Origin of the sequence: Pseudomonas sp. C 49-2, from assembly GCF_003970195.1 — a bacterium.
GTDB classification, from domain to species: domain Bacteria; phylum Pseudomonadota; class Gammaproteobacteria; order Pseudomonadales; family Pseudomonadaceae; genus Aquipseudomonas; species Aquipseudomonas canadensis.
The window spans coordinates 181,511-201,368 of the sequence record NZ_RXYG01000001.1 but is presented as its reverse complement, the minus strand read 5'-3'; the positions used below and the strand labels follow the sequence as shown (position 1 = coordinate 201,368).

Here is a 19,858-nt window from a genome sequence, read left to right as displayed (position 1 = left end):
ATCAGCCTTCGATTTCAATCAGGATTTCGCCAGGGTTGACCCGGTCGCCCTTGGCCACATGAACGGCGGTCACCTTGCCGGCAATCGCTGCCTGCACTTCGGTTTCCATCTTCATGGCTTCGGTGATCAGCACGGCCTGGCCGGCCTTGACCACGTCGCCTTCCTTGACCAGCACGTCGACGATATTGCCCGGCATTGCGGTGCTGACATGACCCGGCGCAGTGGCGTGCTTGCGCTTGCTGCCGCCGGCGCTGACAAACTCGTTGAGCGGTTCGAACACCACTTCTTCCGGCATGCCGTCGATGGACAGGTAGAAGTGACGTTTGCCTTCAGCCTTCACGCCCACACCGGTGATGTCCACGCGGTAGCTTTCACCGTGCACGTCGATGACGAACTCGGTCGGCACGCCTTCGCCACCGGCACGGGACACGCCGCCGGCTTCAGGAATCGGCAACAGCACTTCCGGCGCCAGGGTGCCGGCGTCGCGTTCTTCGAGGAACTTGCGCCCGATGTCCGGGAACATGGCGTAGGTCAGCACGTCTTCTTCGGACTTGGCCAACGCGCCGATTTCGCCGCGCAGCTTGGTCATTTCCGGCTTGAGCAGGTCGGCCGGGCGTACGTCGATCACTTCTTCACTGCCGATGGCCTGGCGACGCAACTTCTCGTTCACAGTGCCCGGCGCCTTGCCGTAGCCGCCTTGCAGGTAGAGCTTCACTTCGTTGGTGATGGTCTTGTAGCGCTCGCCGGCCAGCACGTTGAAGAACGCCTGGGTGCCGACGATCTGAGAGGTCGGCGTCACCAGAGGCGGGAAGCCGAGGTCTTCACGCACGCGCGGGATTTCGGCCAGCACTTCGCTCATGCGATTGAGTGCGCCCTGCTCTTTCAACTGGTTGGCCAGGTTGGAAATCATCCCGCCCGGCACCTGGTTGACTTGCACACGGGTGTCGACGGCGGTGAATTCGCTTTCGAACTGGTGGTATTTCTTACGCACGGCGTAGAAGTACAGACCGATTTCCTGCAGCAGTTCCAGGCTCAGGCCGGTGTCGAATTCGCTGCCTTTAAGGGCGGCGACCATCGACTCGGTCCCTGGGTGGCTGGTGCCCCAGGCGAAGCTGGAAATGGCGGTGTCGATGTGGTCGGCACCGTTTTCGATGGCCTTGAGCTGGCACATCGCGGCCAAACCAGCCGTGTCATGGGAGTGGATGAAGATCGGCAGGGTCTGCTCGGCCTTCAGCGCCTTGACCAGTTCGCCGGTGGCATACGGCGTCAGCAGACCGGCCATGTCCTTGATCGCGATGGAATCGCAACCCATGGCTTCCAGTTGCTTGGCCTGGGCCACGAACGCTTCAACGGTGTGCACCGGGCTGGTGGTGTAGGCGATGGTGCCTTGGGCATGTTTGCCAGCGGCTTTCACCGCTTCGATGGCCACGCGCAGGTTACGCACGTCGTTCATCGCGTCGAAGATGCGGAACACGTCGATGCCATTAACGGCAGCCTTGGCCACGAATGCCTTGACCACGTCGTCACTGTAGTGGCGGTAGCCCAGCAGGTTCTGGCCGCGCAGCAGCATTTGCAGGCGGGTGTTGGGCAACGCGGCGCGCAGTTTGCGCAGGCGCTCCCACGGGTCTTCTTTCAGGAAGCGCACGCAGGCGTCGAAGGTCGCGCCGCCCCAGACTTCCAGGGACCAGTAGCCGACTTTGTCGAGCTTGTCGCAGATCGGCAGCATGTCGTCGGTGCGCATGCGGGTCGCGAGCAACGATTGGTGGGCGTCGCGCAGGATGGTGTCGGTGACAAAGATTTTCTTGGACATTGTTGTATTCCTCACAGGCCTGCGTGGGCGGCGATGGCGGCGGCGATGGCCAGGGCCAGCTCTTCGGGTTTGCGCTTGATCGAGTAGTTGGTCAGTTCAGGGTGGGCTTCAACGAAGCTGGTGTTGAACTGGCCGCTGCGGAATTCCGGGTTGCGCAGGATTTCCTGGTAGTAGGCGGCGGTAGTCTTCACGCCTTGCAGGCGCATGTCGTCCAGGGCACGCAGGCCACGGTCCATGGCTTCTTCCCAGGTCAACGCCCACACCACCAGTTTCAGGCACATGGAGTCGTAGAACGGTGGGATGGTGTAGCCGGTGTAGATCGCCGTGTCGGTGCGCACGCCAGGACCGCCGGGCGCGTAGTAACGGGTGATCTTGCCGAAGCTCGGGAGGAAGTTGTTTTTCGGGTCTTCGGCGTTGATACGGAACTGCAACGCGAAGCCACGGTGCTGGATGTCTTCCTGTTTCACCGACAGCGGCAGGCCCGAGGCGATGCGGATTTGTTCGCGGACGATGTCGATCCCGGTGATTTCTTCGGTGATGGTGTGTTCCACCTGCACGCGGGTGTTCATCTCCATGAAGTACACCTCGCCCTCGGCGAGCAGGAACTCCACGGTGCCGGCGTTCTCGTAGCCCACCGCCTTGGCCGCACGTACCGACAGGTCGCCGATGTAGGCGCGCTGTTCCGGTGTCAGTTGCGGGCTTGGAGCGATTTCAATGAGCTTCTGGTTACGACGCTGGATCGAGCAATCGCGCTCGAACAGGTGCACCACGTTGCCGAAGCTGTCACCGAGGATCTGCGCCTCGATGTGCTTGGGATTGACGATGCACTTTTCCAGGAACACTTCCGCCGAACCGAAGGCCTTGGTGGCTTCGGAGATGACACGGGGGAAGGCTTGTTCAAGTTCTTCGCGGCTGTTGCAGCGACGGATACCACGGCCACCGCCACCGGAGGTGGCCTTGAGCATCACCGGGTAACCGATGCGGTCGCCTTCGGTGAGTGCTTCGTGGATGTCCGCAACGTTACCTTCGGTGCCCGGCGTGACCGGCACACCGGCCTTGATCATGCTGCGTCGCGCTTCGGTCTTGTCGCCCATGCGGCGAATCACTTCCGCCGACGGGCCAATGAATTTGATGCCACGTTCGGCGCAGATGTCCGCCAGTTCGGCGTTCTCCGACAAAAAGCCGTAGCCGGGGTGCAGCGCATCGCAGCCGGTTTCCACCGCCAGGTTCACCAGCTTGCGCGGGTTCAGGTAGCCAGCCAGGGGCTCTGCACCAATGCTGTGGGCTTCGTCGGCACGCTTGACATGCAACGCGTGGCGGTCGGCGTCGGAGTAGACCGCGACCGAGCGAATGCCCATCTCGGCGCAGGCACGCACGATTCGTACGGCAATTTCACCACGGTTGGCGATCAGGATCTTTTTTATCACTTGGAAATTCCCTTGAGCCGATTGCTGCGTTCTTTGACCCGCTGGATCCGGGTCGGCGCGTGACCAAATGTTTCATGACAGTCGCGAGACACACACTAAGCCCGCCGAGGGATTAACAAAAATCAATAATTATTGGGTCGTACATAAGTAAAGACTTATAGTTGAACTCATCAGGTTCAGCGGGAGCGTGCTAAATATGCGTAAGTCATTGATGCGTATGACATTGCGTCAATTGCAGATCTTCAATGAAGTGTGCGATTTGCGCTCCTACAGCCGCGCTGCCGAGGAAATGTCCCTCACACAACCCGCCGTTAGCCTACAAATTCGCCAGTTGGAAGAGCTGATCGGGCAGCCGCTGTTCGATTATGTCGGCAAAAAGCTTTACATGACCGAGGCCGCTGAAGCCTTGCAGCGGGCGAGTCGCGACATTTTCGGGCGCCTGGAAAACCTCGATATGCAGCTGTCGGACATGCAGGGTTCGCTGCAAGGCCAGTTGAAGCTGGCGATTGAGTCCAGCGCCAAGTACTTCGTGCCGCACCTGTTTGCCGCCTTCAAGCGCCAGCACCCGGAAGTGCAGTTACACCTCACGGTGGTGAATCGCGCCCAGGTGATCCGCAGGCTTTCGGACAATCGCGATGACTTGGTGATCATGTCCATGGTGCCTCAGGACATGGGCCTGGAATTCCTGCCGTTCCTCAACAACCCGATCGTCGCCGTGGCGCCACCCGATCACCCGCTGAGCCTGCAAGGGCCGCTGCGCCTGCAGGATCTGGAACCCTACACACTGCTGGTGCGCGAACCGGGTTCCGGTACGCGGCTGGCGTGCGAGGAGTATTTCAAGGAGAAACGCGTGCACTTCACCCAGACGGTGGAAGTGGCCTCGGCCGAGGCGCAGCGTGAGTGTGTATGCGCGGGGTTGGGCGTGGCGCTGATGACGCGTCACGCGGTCAACATGGAACTGGCCACCGGCGGGCTCAAGGAGCTGCCGGTGGAAGAGCTGCCACTGTACCGCAGTTGGTGCCTGGTACAGGCCAAGGCCAAGCGCCTGTCACCGGTAGCCCATGCGTTCCTGGGCTTTATCCGCAGCGAGAGGGTGCAGATCAGCGCGCTGGCTGAGCGTTTCGCTGGGCAGCCGCGGGTGCCTGCCAGTGGAGTTCCGGGTAGTCACTGATGCTCTGGAGCAACTGGCGCTCCTCGCAACGGTCTTCGATTGCGCGACGGAACGCCATGCGGCGTTGGTCTTCCTGCTGACGACGGGTTTTAACGGAGCTGTTGCTGTCTTCGTAGGGCCGGGCCATTTGGAGTCTCCCAATGCGAGTACGGGGAGTTCAGAATGGCCCTGGGCGATGACGCAGCGATGACAGACTGATGAAGATTCTGGGTTCGCAGGAGATCCAAATGTGGGAGGGGGCTTGCCCCCGATTGCGGTGTATCAGCCAGCAAATTCATTGGCTGACCCACTGCTATCGGGGGCAAGCCCCCTCCCACATTTTGCTCTGTGTACCGCTTTAGTCATCCAGGGCTTTGACGGACTTGGGTGACAGGCGAAGGCTGCGCAGACTGCGCTTCACGCTCTTAAGGTGGTTGACCAGGCTCGGCCCACGCGCCATGGCCACGCCCATCGCCAGCACGTCGATCACCACCAGGTGGGCGATGCGCGAAGTCAGTGGCGTGTAGATCTCGGTGTCTTCATGCACGTCGATCGCCAAATTGACCGTGGACAGTTCCGCCAACGGCGTCTGGCTCGGGCACAGGGTGATCAGCGACGCACCGCTTTCACGCACCAGGTTGGCGGTGATCAGCAGGTCTTTGGAACGGCCCGACTGGGAAATACAGATGGCCACGTCCGTAGGCTTCAAGGTCACCGCCGACATGGCTTGCATGTGCGGGTCGCTGTAGGCCGCGGCGGTAAGCAGCAAACGGAAAAATTTGTGCTGGGCATCGGCAGCCACCGCGCCCGAAGCACCAAAGCCATAGAACTCGACACGCTGGGCCTGGGACATGGCGGTCACGGCCTTTTGCAACTCCACCGGGTCGAGCTTCTCGCGCACTTCCATCAGGGTGTGCAAGGTGGTGTCGAAGATTTTCAGGCTGTAGTCGGCGACGGAGTCGTCTTCATGGATCGCAAATTGGCCGAAGCTGGCGCCAGCGGCCAGGCTTTGCGCCAGCTTGAGTTTCAAGTCCTGGAACCCGGAGCAACCAATAGCGCGGCAGAAGCGCACGATGGTCGGTTCGCTGATGCCCACGCTGTGCGCCAGGTCGGCCATGGAACTGTGCATCACAGCCGCAGGGTCAAGCAGCACGTGATCGGCAACCTTGAGTTCCGATTTGCGTAACAGGTGGCGCGACTGGGCGATATGTTGCAACAGGTTCAAAGGGCAGGACTCTTGTTATGGGCAGGGCCAGGGATGTAGCAAGCTTGTAGTTATACTACAAGAATTGTCGTTTTGCCCGTCCGACGCATCACTAAATCGCCCTGCTCCCCTTTGAATCTAGGGGCGGCCAAGTTGTAGCCACAGGGGCGCCCCAGGCATCACTGGGAAAAATCTGCATTTTTCCGTAACAAATCTGCCAGCCCTTCGGCCTGCATCGGCCGACTGATCAAATAGCCCTGCACTTCGTCACAACGCTCACCGCGCAGGAAATCCAACTGCTGCTGATCTTCCACGCCTTCAGCCACCACCTTGAGCGCAAGGCCGTGGGCCATAGCGATAATGGCGCGGGTGATAGCGGCGTCTTCACGCCCCTGGCCCAGCCCACGGATGAAGGTCTGGTCGATCTTCACGTAATCCACGGGAATGCGCTTGAGGTAGCTGAGGGACGAATAACCGGTGCCGAAATCGTCGATCGCCAGCTTCACGCCCAGGTCCCGCAGTTGCTGGAAGGTCGCGATGATGTGTTCGACGCTGTCGAGCAATTGGCTTTCAGTCAGCTCCAGCTCCAGGTATTGCGGGTCCAGGCCGGTTTCTTCGAGCACCTGGCGCACCAGGCTGACCAGCTTGCCCTGGCGCAATTGATGCACCGACAGGTTCACCGACACCCGGATCGGCGCCAGGCCCTGGCGCTGCCATTCACACGCCTGCCAGCAGGCCTCGCGCAGCACGAACTCGCCCAGCGGCACGATCAGGCCGGTCTCTTCGGCTAGGCCGATAAAATCCCCCGGCGGCACCATGCCCCACTGCGGATGCTCCCAGCGGATCAACGCTTCAGCGGCATTCAACTTGCCGGTGGCCAGGCACAGCTTGGGTTGGTAGAACACCGTGAGCTGGCGCTCTTCGATAGCCTTGCGCAGATGATTTTCCAGCTGCAATCGCTCCAGCGTGCTGGCTTGCAGGCTGTCGGTGTAGAACTGGAAGTTATTGCCGCCCAGGTGCTTGGCATGTTGCATGGCCATATTGGATTGGCTGACCAGTGCGGAAATTTCCCGCGCATTGTCCGGCAACAGGCTGACGCCCATCGAGGCACTCACTACCAATTCATGCCCTTCCACCGTCACCGGCACCCGCAGTTTGGCCAGCAGCCGCGTGGCGACCCGCGCCAGGCTCGACAGGTTGCCGTAGGCGTCGAACAGTACGGCGAACTCATCCCCGGACAGACGAGCGATAGTGTCAGCCTCGGGTAACGCATTGATCAGGCGACGCGCCATTTTTTGCAGCAGTTGGTCGGCGACTTCATGACCCAGGCTGTCATTGAGCAGCTTGAAGCGGTCGAGGTTGATGTGCAGCAGCGCCAGGCTACGCCCGCCCTGGCGGACCCGCTGGTGGGCCTCGCGCAGCCGTTCGCGGAACAGCGAGCGGTTCGCCAGGCCGGTCAATTCGTCGTAATGCGTAAGGTAGCGCATGCGCTCTTCGGACTCACGTCGCGCCGAGAGATCGGCGAAGAAGCCCACGATATGGCTGACGTTTCCCCGGATATCGCGCACCACATTCAATTGCAGCCACTGCGGGTACAGCTCGCCGTTCTTGCGCGTTTCCACCAACTCACCCTGCCAAGTGCCGTGGCTGAGCAACGCCTGGCGGATCACCGGGAAGTGGCGACGTGCATCGCGGCTGCTGGGCAGTTCGACCACATTGCGGCCGATCATGTCGTCGGTTTCAAAGCCTGTGACGCGGCTGAACGCCTGGTTCACGGCGATCAGCTTGTAGTCGGGGCCAAGGATCACAATCCCTTCGCTGGCGGCCTCGAATACCGTCGATGCCAAACGCTGCTGTTCTTCCAGAGCCTTGCCGGCAGTGATATCGCGGCGTGTACCGAGCATGCGCGTCACCCGCCCACTGGGCGTGCGCTCTACGGCGCGGCCACGGTCTTCGATCCACACCCAGTGCCCATCGCCGTGGCGCACGCGGTATTCCACCTGGTAGTCCTCGCTGCGACCCTTAAGGTGTTCCACCAAGGCACGCTTGAGCAGCGGCAGGTCTTCGGGATGCAGGCGCGGCTTGAGGTGGCTGAGCATCGCCGTGACGTATTCCGGCTCCAGGCCGAACAGTTCCTTGAGCTGCGTGTGATGGACTTCGTCGGTTTGCAGGTTCCAGTCCCACAGGCCCAACTCACTGGCTTGCAGCGCCATGGCCAGGCGCGCTTCGCTTTTATTCAGGGCCAGGCTGGCAGCGTCCAGCTCCTGGCTGCGTTGGGCCACGCGGTCTTGCAGGCTGATCTGGGCTTCGCGCAGTTCTTGCTCGACCTGACGACGTTGTTCAACTTCGCGCACCAACTCCTGATTGAGCTGCTCGCTGCGCTGTTGTGCCTGTTGCAGATGTTCGATCAGCGCCTGATTCTGAAAACGGCGCAGCAGCCCGCGTTGGATCAGGCGATTGACCTGCCACGCCACCAGGCTCAAGGACGCCAGCAGGATCAGGCCAAGCACGCCCCAACCGCGCTGCTGCGGATCGCCCGTCCAGAACAAATAGACGATAGCCGGCACCAGGCACGGCAAGGCAAACGACAAGAACGCCGGCAAGCTCACGGCATAGGCCACGCTGGCCGACAGCGTCGCCGCGCCGATCAGGCCGAACACCCAGGCCTGTTGCATGAAGCTGTCCACCGGCACCAGCGCGATGGCGGCCGTAGCCAAGGTCAGGCCGCTGACGGCCGAGCCGAGCATGAACATACGCCGCCACACCGGTTGGGCCTGGCGACTGGGCATAGCCGAATCGAACGCCGCCACTTGGATCACGCGCATCGCCACCAGGGCCAGCAGCCAGACCAGCCAGATGCTGTCCAGCAGGTATTGCTTGGGGTTCCACAACAGCCAGGCGCAGACCAGGCCATTGACCAGCATCAACAGGGTCGGCAGCAGCGAGCCTTGATACAGCAGGCGTGTGCGCTCGACCGCCATCTCCGTGGCGTAGTGTTTGCGAAGAACCTGCGCGGGGGCCGCCGAGGGGCCGAGCAGGTCGGTGCTGAGGGTCATAGGCAGTGTTCTTATAATGGTGAGCCCGAAACGTCGACGGAGCATACACAAGCAAGCGCCTGGGCCAAACTGCTCTGCGTCATAAAAACTGCACGGTCGCGCAGCGCAAACTTCCGGGCCAGACGGCTTGAGCGAGACGCCGCGCGGGCTGTGGCCATTGACCGACCGGTCATCAGCCTGGCGGTTTTCCGTCGACCACCCGGCATTGGTATTTGCCCCACTCCCCCGGGCACCCTAGAATGCGCCGATGCGCGATGATCTCTCCCTTTTGCTGAACTCCCTCAACGATGCCCAACGCCAGGCCGTAGCGGCCCCCGTTGGCCGTCAGTTGGTCCTGGCCGGTGCTGGCTCCGGTAAAACCCGAGTGCTGGTGCACCGTATCGCCTGGTTGATCCAGGTCGAAAACGCGTCCCCGCATTCCATCCTGTCGGTGACCTTCACCAACAAGGCCGCTGCCGAGATGCGCCACCGCATCGAGCAGTTGATGGGCATCAGCCCGGCCGGCATGTGGGTAGGCACCTTCCACGGCCTGGCGCACCGCCTGTTGCGGGCGCACTGGCAGGAGGCGGGCCTGGCCCAGACCTTCCAGATCCTCGACAGCGATGACCAACAGCGCCTGGTCAAGCGCGTGATCCGCGAGCTCGGCCTCGACGAACAGCGTTGGCCAGCGCGCCAGGCGCAATGGTTCATCAACGGCCAGAAAGACGAAGGCCTGCGCCCGCAACATATCCAGGCCAGCGGCGATTTGTTCCTGGCCACCATGCGCAGCATTTATGAAGCCTACGAGGCTGCCTGCGTGCGCGCCGGGGTCATCGACTTCTCCGAGCTGCTGCTGCGCGCCCTCGACCTGTGGCGCGACAACCCAGGCCTGTTGGCCCATTACCAGAAACGCTTCCGCCACATCCTGGTGGACGAGTTCCAAGACACCAACGCCGTGCAGTACGCCTGGTTGCGCCTGCTGGCCAAGGGCGGTGACAGCCTGATGGTGGTGGGCGACGACGACCAGTCGATCTACGGCTGGCGTGGCGCGAAAATCGAGAACATCTATCAGTATTCCGAAGACTTCCCGGACGCGGTGACCATCCGTCTGGAACAGAACTATCGCTCCACCGCCGGGATCCTCAAGGCCGCCAACGCCTTGATCGCCAATAACACCGGGCGCCTGGGCAAAGAGCTGTGGACCGACGGCGGCGAAGGCGAGGCGATCAACCTGTACGCCGCGTTCAACGAGCACGATGAAGCGCGTTACGTGGTGGAAACCATCGAAAGCGCGCTGAAGACCGGCCTGGCGCGCAGCGACATCGCGATTCTGTACCGTTCCAACGCCCAATCGCGGGTCTTGGAAGAAGCCTTGCTGCGCGAACGCATCCCGTATCGCATCTATGGCGGCCAGCGCTTCTTCGAACGTGCCGAAATCAAGAACGCCATGGCTTACCTGCGCTTGCTGGAAGGCCGTGGCAACGATGCGGCGCTGGAGCGGGTGATCAACATCCCGGCCCGTGGCATCGGCGAGAAAACCGTCGAAGCGATTCGTGACCATGCGCGCCATGCCGATGTGTCGATGTGGGAAGCCATGCGCTTGCTCATCGTCAATAAAGGCCTGACCGGCCGCGCAGCCGGCGCTTTGGGCGTGTTTGTCGAGCTGATCGAGAACCTGGCGGCCAAGTGCGCGGAAATGCCGTTGCACCTGATGACCCAGACCGTGATCGAACAGTCCGGGCTCATCGCTTACCACGAAGCGGAAAAAGGCGAGAAAGGCCAGGCCAGGGTAGAAAACCTTGAAGAACTGGTGAGCGCCGCCCGTGCGTTCGAAAACACCGAGGAAGACGAGGAGCTGACCCCGCTGGCCGCGTTCCTCGGCCATGCATCGCTGGAAGCCGGCGATACCCAGGCGGATGAGCATGAAGACAGCATCCAGCTGATGACCTTGCACAGCGCCAAGGGCCTGGAATTCCCCTATGTGTTCCTGGTGGGCATGGAAGAAGGCCTGTTCCCGCACAAGATGAGCCTGGAAGAACCCGGCCGGCTTGAGGAAGAACGCCGCCTGGCCTACGTGGGCATCACGCGCGCCATGCAGAACCTGGTGATGACCTACGCCGAGACCCGACGCCTGTACGGCAGCGAGACCTACAACAAGGTGTCGCGCTTCGTACGTGAAGTGCCGAAGGGTCTGATCCAGGAAGTGCGCCTGTCCAACAGTGTCAGCCGCCCGTTCGGTGGTGGCCAGCAGCAGAGCGCCAGCACCTTGTTCGCCGGTTCCGAGATTCCGGAAACCCAGTTCAGCCTTGGCCAGCAGGTGAGGCATTCGGTATTCGGCGAAGGCGTGATCCTCAACTTCGAAGGCGCGGGCGCCCAGGCGCGAGTGCAGGTGAATTTCGCCGAAGGCAGCAAATGGCTGATGATGGGTTACGCGAAGCTCGAAGCCATCTGAAACACTGCACCCTTATTGTAGGAGCCCGGCTTGCCGGCGATAGCGGCCTTAAGATTGCTATCGCCGGCAAGCCGGGCTCCTAAAGGTGAAGAATCGCGCCCCTCCCTTGTTTTTTACCCGCTCGGGCCAATATCTGTAATCAGTCCTACAGACCCTTCTGAATCGATCTTACGCAAAAGCCCGAAACATTATGTCGCTAGCCACTGTCACTCCACCTGTGCAACATGGCGCGCGTGCAATCCACAAATGGGAATTCCCTTTATGAAACGTTTTCTTAGCATCGCCATGGCGTTGTGCATCGGCCTGACGATGAGCATCGACGCCAACGCCAAACGCTTCGGTGGCGGCAAAAGTTCCGGTGCGGCACCGACTCACCAGACCAGCCAAATGGCTCCATCCGCCGGCGGCATGGGCGGTGCAGCCGCGACCGCAGGCGCAGCCGGTGCTGCTGGCGCCGCTGCCAAGGCCGGCGGTGCTTCGCGCTGGTTGGGCCCCCTGGCCGGCATCGCCGCCGGTGGCCTGCTCGCTTCCATGTTCATGGGTGGCGGCTTCCAAGGCATGCAGATCTTCGACATGCTGATCCTGGCGGTCATCGCCTTTGTGATCTTTCGCTTTATCGCCGCTCGTCGCCGCAAGCAGCAGGAGCACCTGGCTCCAGCCGGCGCGCCGATGCAACGTGAAGTGTTCGAGCAAAAACCAGCCATGGGTTCGATCTTCGGTGGTTCGGCAGCGCCTGCTGCAGCCCGTCCGGTGATCAACGCGCCGGCCTGGTTCAACGAAGAGCGTTTCGTCGAGGCGGCCCGTAGCCACTTCCAGTCCCTGCAGCAGCACTGGGACGCCAACGAAATGGACAAGATCGCCGAGTTCGTGACCCCGCAACTGCTGGAGTTCCTCAAGCGCGAACGTGCCGACATTGGCGATGCTTTCCAGTCGACCTACATCGACGACCTGCGCGTCCAACTGGAAGGTGTGGATGACCGCGCCGACAAGACCATCGCCACCCTGACCTTCAGCGGTGTGTCGAAGACCTCGCGTTTCGACCAGGGCGAAGTGTTCAGCGAAAGCTGGAACATGGAACGTGCCCAGGGCGACAACCAGCCTTGGCTGGTCGCCGGTATCCGCCAGAACGGCTGATCCTTGCACGCTTGAGCAAGTAGTTACAAAAAACCCCGGACCTGTCCGGGGTTTTCTATTTCACGGTTGCACTTATAGCGAGCTACTGTATAAAACGCCCCTATAAACCGCGCCATCTAGCAAGAGGATCCCGGCCGTGGAAGAAATCATCGAACAATTGCGTGAAGCCAACGAACCGGTCCCGGTTCCTTTGGAGCTGCCTGACGAAGACCAACTGGTGGAAATCGAGGAACAACTGTTCATCGACATCCCGTTCGTCTTTCGTGAATTCCTGCTGACCGTCAGCGACGTGGTGTACGGCAGCCTGGAGCCGGTGACCGTCACCGACCCGCAATCCCACACCTACCTGCCGGACGTGGCCGCCAACGCCTGGGACGCCGGTGTTGATCGTAGCCTGATCCCGATCTGCCAGGACGGCGACGACTACTACTGCGTTGAGGAAGACGGCACTGTGGTGCTGTGGTCTGGCGAAGAAGAAATCGTCACCGAGGAAACCTGGGAATCGGTGTGGCACTGGGCGCGGGACGTCTGGCTGGAAAGCTGAGCCCTGCACCAAGGGTGACCGGCTTGCTGTGGTGAGCGGGCTTGCCCCGCGCTGGGCTGCGTAGCAGCCCCAAAGCCTCACATCGCAAAACCTGAAAGAACGCGTCGCCTGGACTGGGGCTGCTACGCAGCCCAGCGCGAGCAAGCTCGCTCACCACAAAAAGCTCGCTCACCACAGTAAGCGGCCCGCTTACCTCAGTGTTCGGGCGTGTCCTTGTGGTTATCCAGCGTCTCCAACAAGGCGACCTGCATCCGCGTATGCACGCGGATGAACCACCGCCAGAGCACAGCCGCCACTGCAGCCGTGACCACGGCGATCAGCACCAGCAACTTGTTGGTCGGCAGAATACTGGCCGACAAGGCTGCCAATAGCAGGAAGATCACCAGCAGCGAAAGAATCGGGATCAACTCCGCGATCACCCGTCGTACGCGCTGGGTATGCCGCCCGGCCATTTCCGGCTTCACACTCATCTCCGCCAACAGCATCGACAGCGCCTTGAGCTTGCGATACGCCGCGATCAGGAATGGCAGCGACAATAGCAACGCCCCACCCCAGATCAACGCCTTCTGCCAGCTTGGATCACTGATCCAGCCTTCCAGATACCCACCGATACGCGCCGCGAAAAAGCTGCCGGCAAAGAAGATCGCCACCACCAGCGCCAGGTTCACCCCGACTTGCAGGATGATCTTGCGGATCATCGACGCCAACATCGCGCCTTCGCCCTGGGGCTGGATACTGCGCAGCCATTCACCGTACATGCCGAACACCCGGCTCATTCGCTTGGGCATGACAGCCGCGATCTTCAAGGACAGTGGGTCGGCACCACGAATCAGGTACGGCGTGAGCAGTGTGGTAATCGCTGAAACCGCTACGGCGACAGGGTAAAGGAAGTCGCTGGTCACCTGTAGCGTCATCCCCAACGCCGCGATGATGAAGGAAAACTCACCAATCTGTGACAGCCCCATGCCGACACGCAGTGAGGTACGGCCGTCATTGCCGGCGATAAACGCCCCCAGGCCACAGGACAACATCTTGCCCAGCACCACCGCCACGGTGATCACCGCAATCGGCCAGGCGTATTGCAACAGAATCTGCGGGTCGATCATCAAGCCGATGGCCACGAAGAAGATGGCGCTGAACATGTCGCGAACCGGCTCGATCAGGCGCTCGATCTTAATTAACTGACGGGATTCAGCCATGATCGCGCCAATCAGGAACGCGCCCAGCACCATGCTGTATTCCAGCTTGACCACCAGCAGGCAGAAACCGAAACACAGGCCCAATACGGTGATCAGCAGCATCTCGTTGCTGTCGAACTTGGCCACGTAGGCCAGCAAACGCGGCACCAGCAAAATGCCGATGACCAACGCGACGATCATGAACAACGACAGTTTGCCGACCGTGGAAAACACCTCGCCGGAGCTGACCGTGCCGCTGACGGCAATGCTCGACAGCAAGGCGATGATACCGATGCCGAGGATGTCCTCGACGATCAGCACACCGAAAATAAGCTGGGCGAAGCGCTGGTTCTTCATCTTCAGGTCATTGAGTGCCTTGACGATGATGGTGGTAGAGGAAATCGCCAGGATCGCGCCGAGGAACAGCGAGTCCATGGTGTTCCAGTCGAACCAGCGGCCGATCTCGTAGCCAATCCAGATCATCAGGATGATTTCCAGGAAGGCCGCGATAAACGCAGTGGCGCCAACCTTGAACAACTTGCGCAGGCTGAACTCCAGGCCCAGGCAGAACATCAGGAAGATCACCCCCAACTCGGCGAGGGTCTTGATGGTGTCTTCGTCGTGGATCAGGCCGAATGGCGGGGTGTGGGGGCCGATGATGAACCCGGCGACGATGTAGCCCAGGACCACCGGCTGCTTGAGGCGGTGAAACAGGATGGTGACAACCCCAGCCACCAGCATGATCACGGCCAGGTCCTGGATAAAGCTGATGGCGTGCATGGCGAGGGGCTCCTTGAGGGTACTGGCGCTTTTCCCACTTCCGCCCGCGCCTTTGAAATGTCGCAAAGAGCGAAAGGAAAAGTCTGCCTTGATCGTAAGAAATGCCCTGGGATGGGCTTTTGAAGGTTAACACCGCGACTTCCGGCAGAAAGCCGGTGCAATATATGGAAACAGATCGGTACGCGCGTGACGGCAAGCCGACCACTGGCGTCCCGTTAAGGAAGGCGCAGCAAAGAGTCCAGCACCCGCAGAGGTGCCCCCCAACCAATGCCTACAACCCGTGAGTGTGCTATGGAACCCGGAAACGCCCAGCTGTCGATGACGGTATTGATGACCCCTGATATGGCCAACTTTTCAGGCAATGTCCACGGCGGCACCCTGCTCAAGTACCTCGACGAAGTGGCCTACGCCTGTGCGAGCCGTTATGCCGGCCGTTATGTCGTGACGTTGTCGGTGGACCAAGTGATTTTCCGCGAACCCATCCATGTCGGCGAGCTGGTGACCTTCCTCGCGTCGGTCAACTACACCGGCAACACCTCGATGGAGGTGGGCATCAAGGTGGTGACCGAGAACATCCGCGAACGCTCGGTGCGCCACACCAACAGCTGTTTCTTCACCATGGTGGCCGTGGACGACCAGCGCAAACCGGCCGCCGTGCCGCCGTTGCAGCCGCAGAACAGCGAAGATAAGCGCCGGTTCGTTCAGGCACAGCAGCGCCGGCAGATCCGCCAGGAGCTGGAGAAGCGGTATCAGGAAATCAAAGGCTGAAGCGCCGTAAATCTCAAACTGTAAACCCAATCAAACTGTGGGAGCGGGCTTGCTCGCGAAGGCAGTGTGTCAGCCGGCTCATCAGGGTCTGGTGCACCGCATTCGCGAGCAAGCCCGCTCCCACATGGAGTTTTGTGTACTTATAGATCTATAGGGGTGGCTTCAAACCGCACGCGTGGATGGGCAATACGGTCCTGAGCACGCACCAGCTCCAGTTCATAACTGGCGCAAGCCTGGGTTTCCAGCAGTACTTCGTGCACCGCTGCGGCAGTGAACTCGAACGCCGCCAACAGGCTATCGCCCAACAGTACCCGCGCCAGGAACAACCCCGAGGTCAGGTCGCCCACGCCCACGGGCTGACGCGGAAACGCCAGCAGCGGCCGGCGCAGGTGCCAACTGCCATCGGCGGTCACCAGCAGCATCTCGAAACCGTCCGGCAGCTTGCCGGGGTAATCCAGGTGCTTAACCAATACTGCCTTCGGCCCGCGTGCCAGCAACGCCTTGGCCATAGCCAGGCAGTCGAACAGCGATTGCGGCTTGCGCCCGGCAAAGCTATCCAGCTCCAGCTGGTTGGGGCACAGGAAGTCAGCCATGGCCGCGGCTTCGTCCAGCAGGAAATCGCTGACTTCCTGGGGCACGATGCAGCCCTTTTCCGGATGGCCCATCACCGGGTCGCACAAATACAGGGCCTTGGGGTTAATGGCCTTGATGCGCGCCACACCGCTGAGAATCGCACGGCCCTGGTCTGCACTGCCCAGGTAACCGGACAGCACCGCATCGCAGTTGCCCAGCTCGCCAATCGCGGCGATGCCTTCCACCAGCGCCGGAATCTGTTGCGGCGCCAGCACTTCGCCCGCCCATTGGCCATACTGGGTGTGGTTGGAGAACTGCACCGTGTTCAACGGCCAGACGTTCACCCCGACACGCTGCATGGGGAATACGGCGGCGCTGTTTCCGGCGTGGCCAAAGACCACATGAGACTGGATCGCAAGCAGATGAGGTGTGCGTTTCATGCGCGGGATTTCCGTAAAGCCATTGAAATTCTGGCCGCGCAGTATGCGACTAAACGCAGCCTGTACGACAGACCGGCGACACAGTTAAGCTGCTCTCACTTTGTTGGAGTCTTTCGCATGCTGACCCTGGGAAACATCTTCGTGTTGATGCTGCTGGCGACCGGTGCCGCCTGGGTGTGGCACAACCACGGCCTGCGCGAGCGGGCACTGGAGCGGGTCAAGCAGCATTGCGCCAAGCTCGACATCGAACTGTTGGACGGCGCGGTGGCGCTCAAGCGCATCGGGTTTGTGAAAGATGCCAACGGGCGGCGGCGCCTGGCGCGTATCTACAACTTTGAATTCACCGTGACCGGCGAAACCCGCCACCCGGGCACCATCACCCAATTTGGCGCCCACAGTGCGCAGATCGAACTGGCGCCCTACCCGTTCGAGATCAAGACGCCGCTGCCCAGTGCCGAGGTGATCGAGCTGAGCCAGTGGCGCCAGGACCACGCCAAGAACCGTCAGTAACGGCAGGCCTTTAGTGCGGCCTGCAAGGCAGCCAGGTCCTGTGGCTCGCTGAAAATCAATTCGATACGTGAATCGCGGCGCCACTCGCTGGCCTGCCAAGTCAGCTCGCTGTTATCCACCGCGTTGGTCGAAACCCACCCTTCGGCGCTGTGGATAACCAGTTTGGCGCGGCGCCATTCAAGGCTTGTCAGCCACTGGTCGAGGCGGCGGGTATCGAACTGCTGGCTCGGGTGCCAGCGCCAGCCGACACTCCAACCACCCTCTTGGGCCTGACTCAGGCAGATCGGTTGAGTGGGATCGCTCCACACCGCCGGCATTTGCGCGAGGCCTTCGGGCACTTCGATGTTATCCACAGCGGCTGAAGCCTGTGTGTTCAGGCCGGGTAATTGTTGCAGGGGCAATTGCGCCTGACGGGTCCAGTAGAGCGGGCATTCTGGCAACTGCAGTTCGATCGCTCGGCGCTGCCCAGCGTCCACCCCTTCATCCTTGTTCAACACCAGCAACCCGGCACTCGTCAGAGCCTCTTGCTGCGCTGGCGGTAATGGTTTCCCTGCGGCCAGCGCCTGGGCATCCAATACCAGCACGCAAGGCTGGACGGCCAGCACGCCCTGCCATGGCGCCTGTCGCAACTGCTTGAGCAATTGCGCCGGATGGCCCAGACCTGACGGTTCGATAAACAGCCGGTCGGGCTTGGCCTTACGCAACAAACGACCCAGTCCTACCTGAAACGGTGCACCGTTCACGCAACACAGGCAGCCTCCGGCGACTTCGCCCAAGGCAATGCCGTCGTCATCCTGAGTGAGCAAGGCCGCGTCCAGGCCAATCTGCCCGAACTCGTTGATCAGCACGGCCCAGCGCTCGTTGGCCGGACGCTGGGCGAGCAGGTGCTTGATGAGGCTGGTCTTGCCGGCGCCCAAAGGCCCGGCAATCACGTGGGTGGGAATGTTCTGCAGCATGAAGGGCATCGTTCGGACCGTGTAGAGCGTTTGATCCTACGCGGTTATGCGAGCCAATCCAGTGTCAGGATCAATCGGCGCTCATCGGCCTTGAGCGCCGGTGACCGGTGGATCAAGCCGTAATTCTCATTACCGTGCCATTTGGTGCCCTTGAGCAGGGCGACTTCGCCGCAGTGAATCTGTTCGACACGCTCGGTGGGCTCGGCCTCCGGCTGGCTCAGCCTGCGCCGGTCCATCACGCCTTCGCGCAACCACTGGCTGCCGACCCCCGCATAGGTGGTGATCAGCCGCACCGGCACATGGTCGACGTGAAAACGTGGGCACATCGCCTTATCCAGCAACCTCAAACGCACACCAATACGCTTGGCGCCCAGCAAGCAGGCGAATGCGCTGACCAGCCACGACACATCGGCAATAAAGCCTTCGTAGCCCTCAAGATCACGGCAACTGGACGCCAGACCCTGCAAGTCGGGCATGGCGTCTTCGTTGTTAAGCTCGATCACCATGGAGTCGGCCAACGGCTCGTTGAGCGCCACCAGCAAGGCGCCGAACTCGGCGATGTGCAACGGCAACTGCCGCTCCCACACGGCCAGGTTGACGCCATCTTCCAGGATGTCGGACAGCGCCAGCGGGGTTTCGCCACGGGTCTGGCGAATCACGGGACGCAGGGGAATCACCGGGGCCAGCATCAGGCGGCTGCCTCCTCATACCAAGGGCCAAAAGGATCGGCCAGCAGGCGCCAACCGTCGACGCCCAGGGCCATTTCTTCATCGTTGAGCAGACACGCGTCCAGCTCGGCACGCAGTTGGGTGAAGTCGATGTTCTGCCCGATAAACACCAGTTCCTGGCGGCAATCACCGGTGCTCAGTTGCCAGTTGCCCATGATCGCCGCGATGCTTTCTTCGTCCTGAGGCCACTGGCTTTTTGGCACAAAGCGCCACCAGCGTCCGGCAAAACCATGGCGCATCAAACCACCGGCCTGGGACCAGCTGCCCGCATCTTGGTGCTTGCTGGCCAGCCAGAAAAAACCCTTGGAGCGCAGCAGTTTGCCGTTGACCCACGGGCGGTCGATGAAGTCGAAGAAACGCTGTGGATGGAAGGGACGGCGCGCACGGTAAGCGGTGGAAGCAATACCGTATTCCTCGGTTTCCGGTACATGTTCACCACGCAATTCCTGCAACCAACCCGGCGCTTGCGCGGCGCGTTCAAAGTCGAAACGGCCAGTGTTGAGAATTTTGTTCAGCGGTACTTCACCCATGACCATCGGGATGATTTCCGCCTGGGCGTTGAGGCGTTCAAGGATCGCCATCAACTCTTCGCGTTCGCGGCTGCTGATCAGGTCGATTTTGCTGATGAGGATCACGTCGGCGAATTCGATCTGCTCGATCAGCAGGTCGGTGATGGAGCGCTCGTCTTCTTCACCTAGGGTTTCACCACGTGACGCCAGGCTTTCGGCGGCCTGGTAGTCGAGCAGGAAGTTCATGCCGTCGACCACGGTGACCATGGTGTCCAGGCGTGCGATGTCGGCGAGGCTCTGCTCGTTTTCGTCGCGGAAGGTGAAGGTCTCGGCCACGGGCAAGGGTTCGGAGATACCGGTGGACTCGATCAGCAAGTAATCGAAACGACCTTCCTTGGCGAGTTTTCCGACTTCTTCGAGCAAGTCTTCCCGCAAGGTGCAGCAGATGCAGCCGTTGCTCATCTCCACCAGTTTTTCTTCGGCGCGATTGAGCGTGACGTCGCGCTGGACCTCACTGCCGTCGATGTTTATTTCGCTCATGTCGTTGACGATCACCGCCACCCGCAGGTTTTCGCGGTTGCGCAGGACATAGTTGAGCAGCGTGCTTTTACCGGCGCCGAGAAAGCCGGACAACACAGTAACGGGGAGACGATTGGGCAT

General features: G+C 61.1%; 16 protein-coding genes. 6 read left to right on the top strand and 10 right to left on the bottom strand.

Annotation, left to right across the window (positions count from 1 at the left end):
• Position 1: 1 nt before the first annotated feature.
• Positions 2-1,810: a sodium-extruding oxaloacetate decarboxylase subunit alpha gene (oadA, locus tag EJ576_RS00945; RefSeq protein ID WP_126569425.1), complete on the bottom strand. Its 1,809-nt coding sequence runs from the start codon at positions 1,808-1,810 to the stop codon at positions 2-4.
• An 11-nt stretch (positions 1,811-1,821) separates the two neighbouring features.
• Entirely contained in the window at positions 1,822-3,237 is a 1,416-nt protein-coding gene (locus EJ576_RS00940) for an acetyl-CoA carboxylase biotin carboxylase subunit (protein ID WP_016978663.1), read from the bottom strand.
• A gap of 196 nt (positions 3,238-3,433) precedes the next feature.
• Between EJ576_RS00940 and EJ576_RS00935 the strand changes: the two genes are divergently transcribed.
• Positions 3,434-4,408 carry a LysR family transcriptional regulator gene (locus tag EJ576_RS00935; protein WP_028618533.1) on the top strand — a complete coding sequence of 325 codons (975 nt, stop codon included), beginning with the start codon at positions 3,434-3,436 and terminating at the stop codon, positions 4,406-4,408.
• On the opposite strand, the gene EJ576_RS29905 is transcribed toward EJ576_RS00935, so the two are convergent.
• The 3 genes from EJ576_RS29905 to EJ576_RS00920 all read right to left on the bottom strand — a co-directional run bounded on the left by EJ576_RS29905 (position 4,338) and on the right by EJ576_RS00920 (position 8,647).
• Positions 4,338-4,535, bottom strand: a complete 198-nt coding sequence (locus EJ576_RS29905) for a PA3496 family putative envelope integrity protein (RefSeq protein ID WP_073860054.1) — start codon at positions 4,533-4,535, stop codon at positions 4,338-4,340. The two genes, EJ576_RS00935 and EJ576_RS29905, sit on opposite strands and share 71 nt — an antisense overlap.
• A 210-nt stretch (positions 4,536-4,745) precedes the next feature.
• On the bottom strand, positions 4,746-5,612 hold the full coding sequence (gene hexR / locus EJ576_RS00925; protein WP_003177007.1) for a transcriptional regulator HexR: 867 nt from the start codon (positions 5,610-5,612) through the stop codon (positions 4,746-4,748).
• A gap of 158 nt (positions 5,613-5,770) precedes the next feature.
• Entirely contained in the window at positions 5,771-8,647 is a 2,877-nt protein-coding gene (locus EJ576_RS00920; RefSeq protein ID WP_126569424.1) for an EAL domain-containing protein, read from the bottom strand.
• 247 nt (positions 8,648-8,894) lie between these two features.
• On the opposite strand from EJ576_RS00920, the gene uvrD reads away from it, so the two are divergent.
• From uvrD to EJ576_RS00905, 3 genes are all read left to right on the top strand, one after another.
• The gene (gene uvrD / locus EJ576_RS00915; RefSeq protein ID WP_028618536.1) at positions 8,895-11,078 is read left to right on the top strand and encodes a DNA helicase II; all 2,184 of its coding nucleotides are present in this window, start codon (positions 8,895-8,897) and stop codon (positions 11,076-11,078) included.
• Between the two features lie 261 nt (positions 11,079-11,339).
• Positions 11,340-12,212, top strand: coding sequence for a Tim44 domain-containing protein (locus EJ576_RS00910; protein ID WP_028618537.1), 873 nt, complete (start codon positions 11,340-11,342; stop codon positions 12,210-12,212).
• A 136-nt stretch (positions 12,213-12,348) separates the two neighbouring features.
• Positions 12,349-12,756: an SMI1/KNR4 family protein gene (locus EJ576_RS00905; protein WP_028618538.1), complete on the top strand. Its 408-nt coding sequence runs from the start codon at positions 12,349-12,351 to the stop codon at positions 12,754-12,756.
• Between the two features lie 194 nt (positions 12,757-12,950).
• On the opposite strand, the gene EJ576_RS00900 is transcribed toward EJ576_RS00905, so the two are convergent.
• The gene (locus EJ576_RS00900) at positions 12,951-14,714 is read right to left on the bottom strand and encodes a cation:proton antiporter (RefSeq protein ID WP_122729974.1); all 1,764 of its coding nucleotides are present in this window, start codon (positions 14,712-14,714) and stop codon (positions 12,951-12,953) included.
• A gap of 291 nt (positions 14,715-15,005) precedes the next feature.
• Here EJ576_RS00900 and EJ576_RS00895 point away from each other — a divergent pair, with 291 nt between their 5' ends.
• The gene (locus tag EJ576_RS00895) at positions 15,006-15,482 is read left to right on the top strand and encodes an acyl-CoA thioesterase (protein WP_028618540.1); all 477 of its coding nucleotides are present in this window, start codon (positions 15,006-15,008) and stop codon (positions 15,480-15,482) included.
• A gap of 140 nt (positions 15,483-15,622) precedes the next feature.
• Here EJ576_RS00895 and pdxY read toward each other — a convergent pair whose 3' ends face one another.
• Positions 15,623-16,495, bottom strand: a complete 873-nt coding sequence (pdxY, locus tag EJ576_RS00890) for a pyridoxal kinase PdxY (protein WP_028618541.1) — start codon at positions 16,493-16,495, stop codon at positions 15,623-15,625.
• Positions 16,496-16,612: 117 nt separating this feature from the next.
• Between pdxY and EJ576_RS00885 the strand changes: the two genes are divergently transcribed.
• Positions 16,613-17,005 (top strand): DUF3301 domain-containing protein, encoded by a 393-nt coding sequence (locus EJ576_RS00885; protein ID WP_016978674.1) that lies wholly within the window; start codon positions 16,613-16,615, stop codon positions 17,003-17,005.
• Here EJ576_RS00885 and EJ576_RS00880 read toward each other — a convergent pair.
• The 3 genes from EJ576_RS00880 to zigA are packed head-to-tail and all read right to left on the bottom strand — an operon-like array spanning position 16,999 to position 19,858.
• The gene (locus EJ576_RS00880) at positions 16,999-17,961 is read right to left on the bottom strand and encodes a GTP-binding protein (RefSeq protein ID WP_126569423.1); all 963 of its coding nucleotides are present in this window, start codon (positions 17,959-17,961) and stop codon (positions 16,999-17,001) included. The two genes, EJ576_RS00885 and EJ576_RS00880, sit on opposite strands and share 7 nt — an antisense overlap.
• 44 nt (positions 17,962-18,005) lie before the next feature.
• Positions 18,006-18,650, bottom strand: coding sequence for a DUF1826 domain-containing protein (locus tag EJ576_RS00875; RefSeq protein WP_122729977.1), 645 nt, complete (start codon positions 18,648-18,650; stop codon positions 18,006-18,008).
• Positions 18,650-19,858 (bottom strand): zinc metallochaperone GTPase ZigA, encoded by a 1,209-nt coding sequence (zigA, locus tag EJ576_RS00870; protein WP_122729979.1) that lies wholly within the window; start codon positions 19,856-19,858, stop codon positions 18,650-18,652. The genes EJ576_RS00875 and zigA overlap by 1 nt, the downstream gene beginning before the upstream one ends.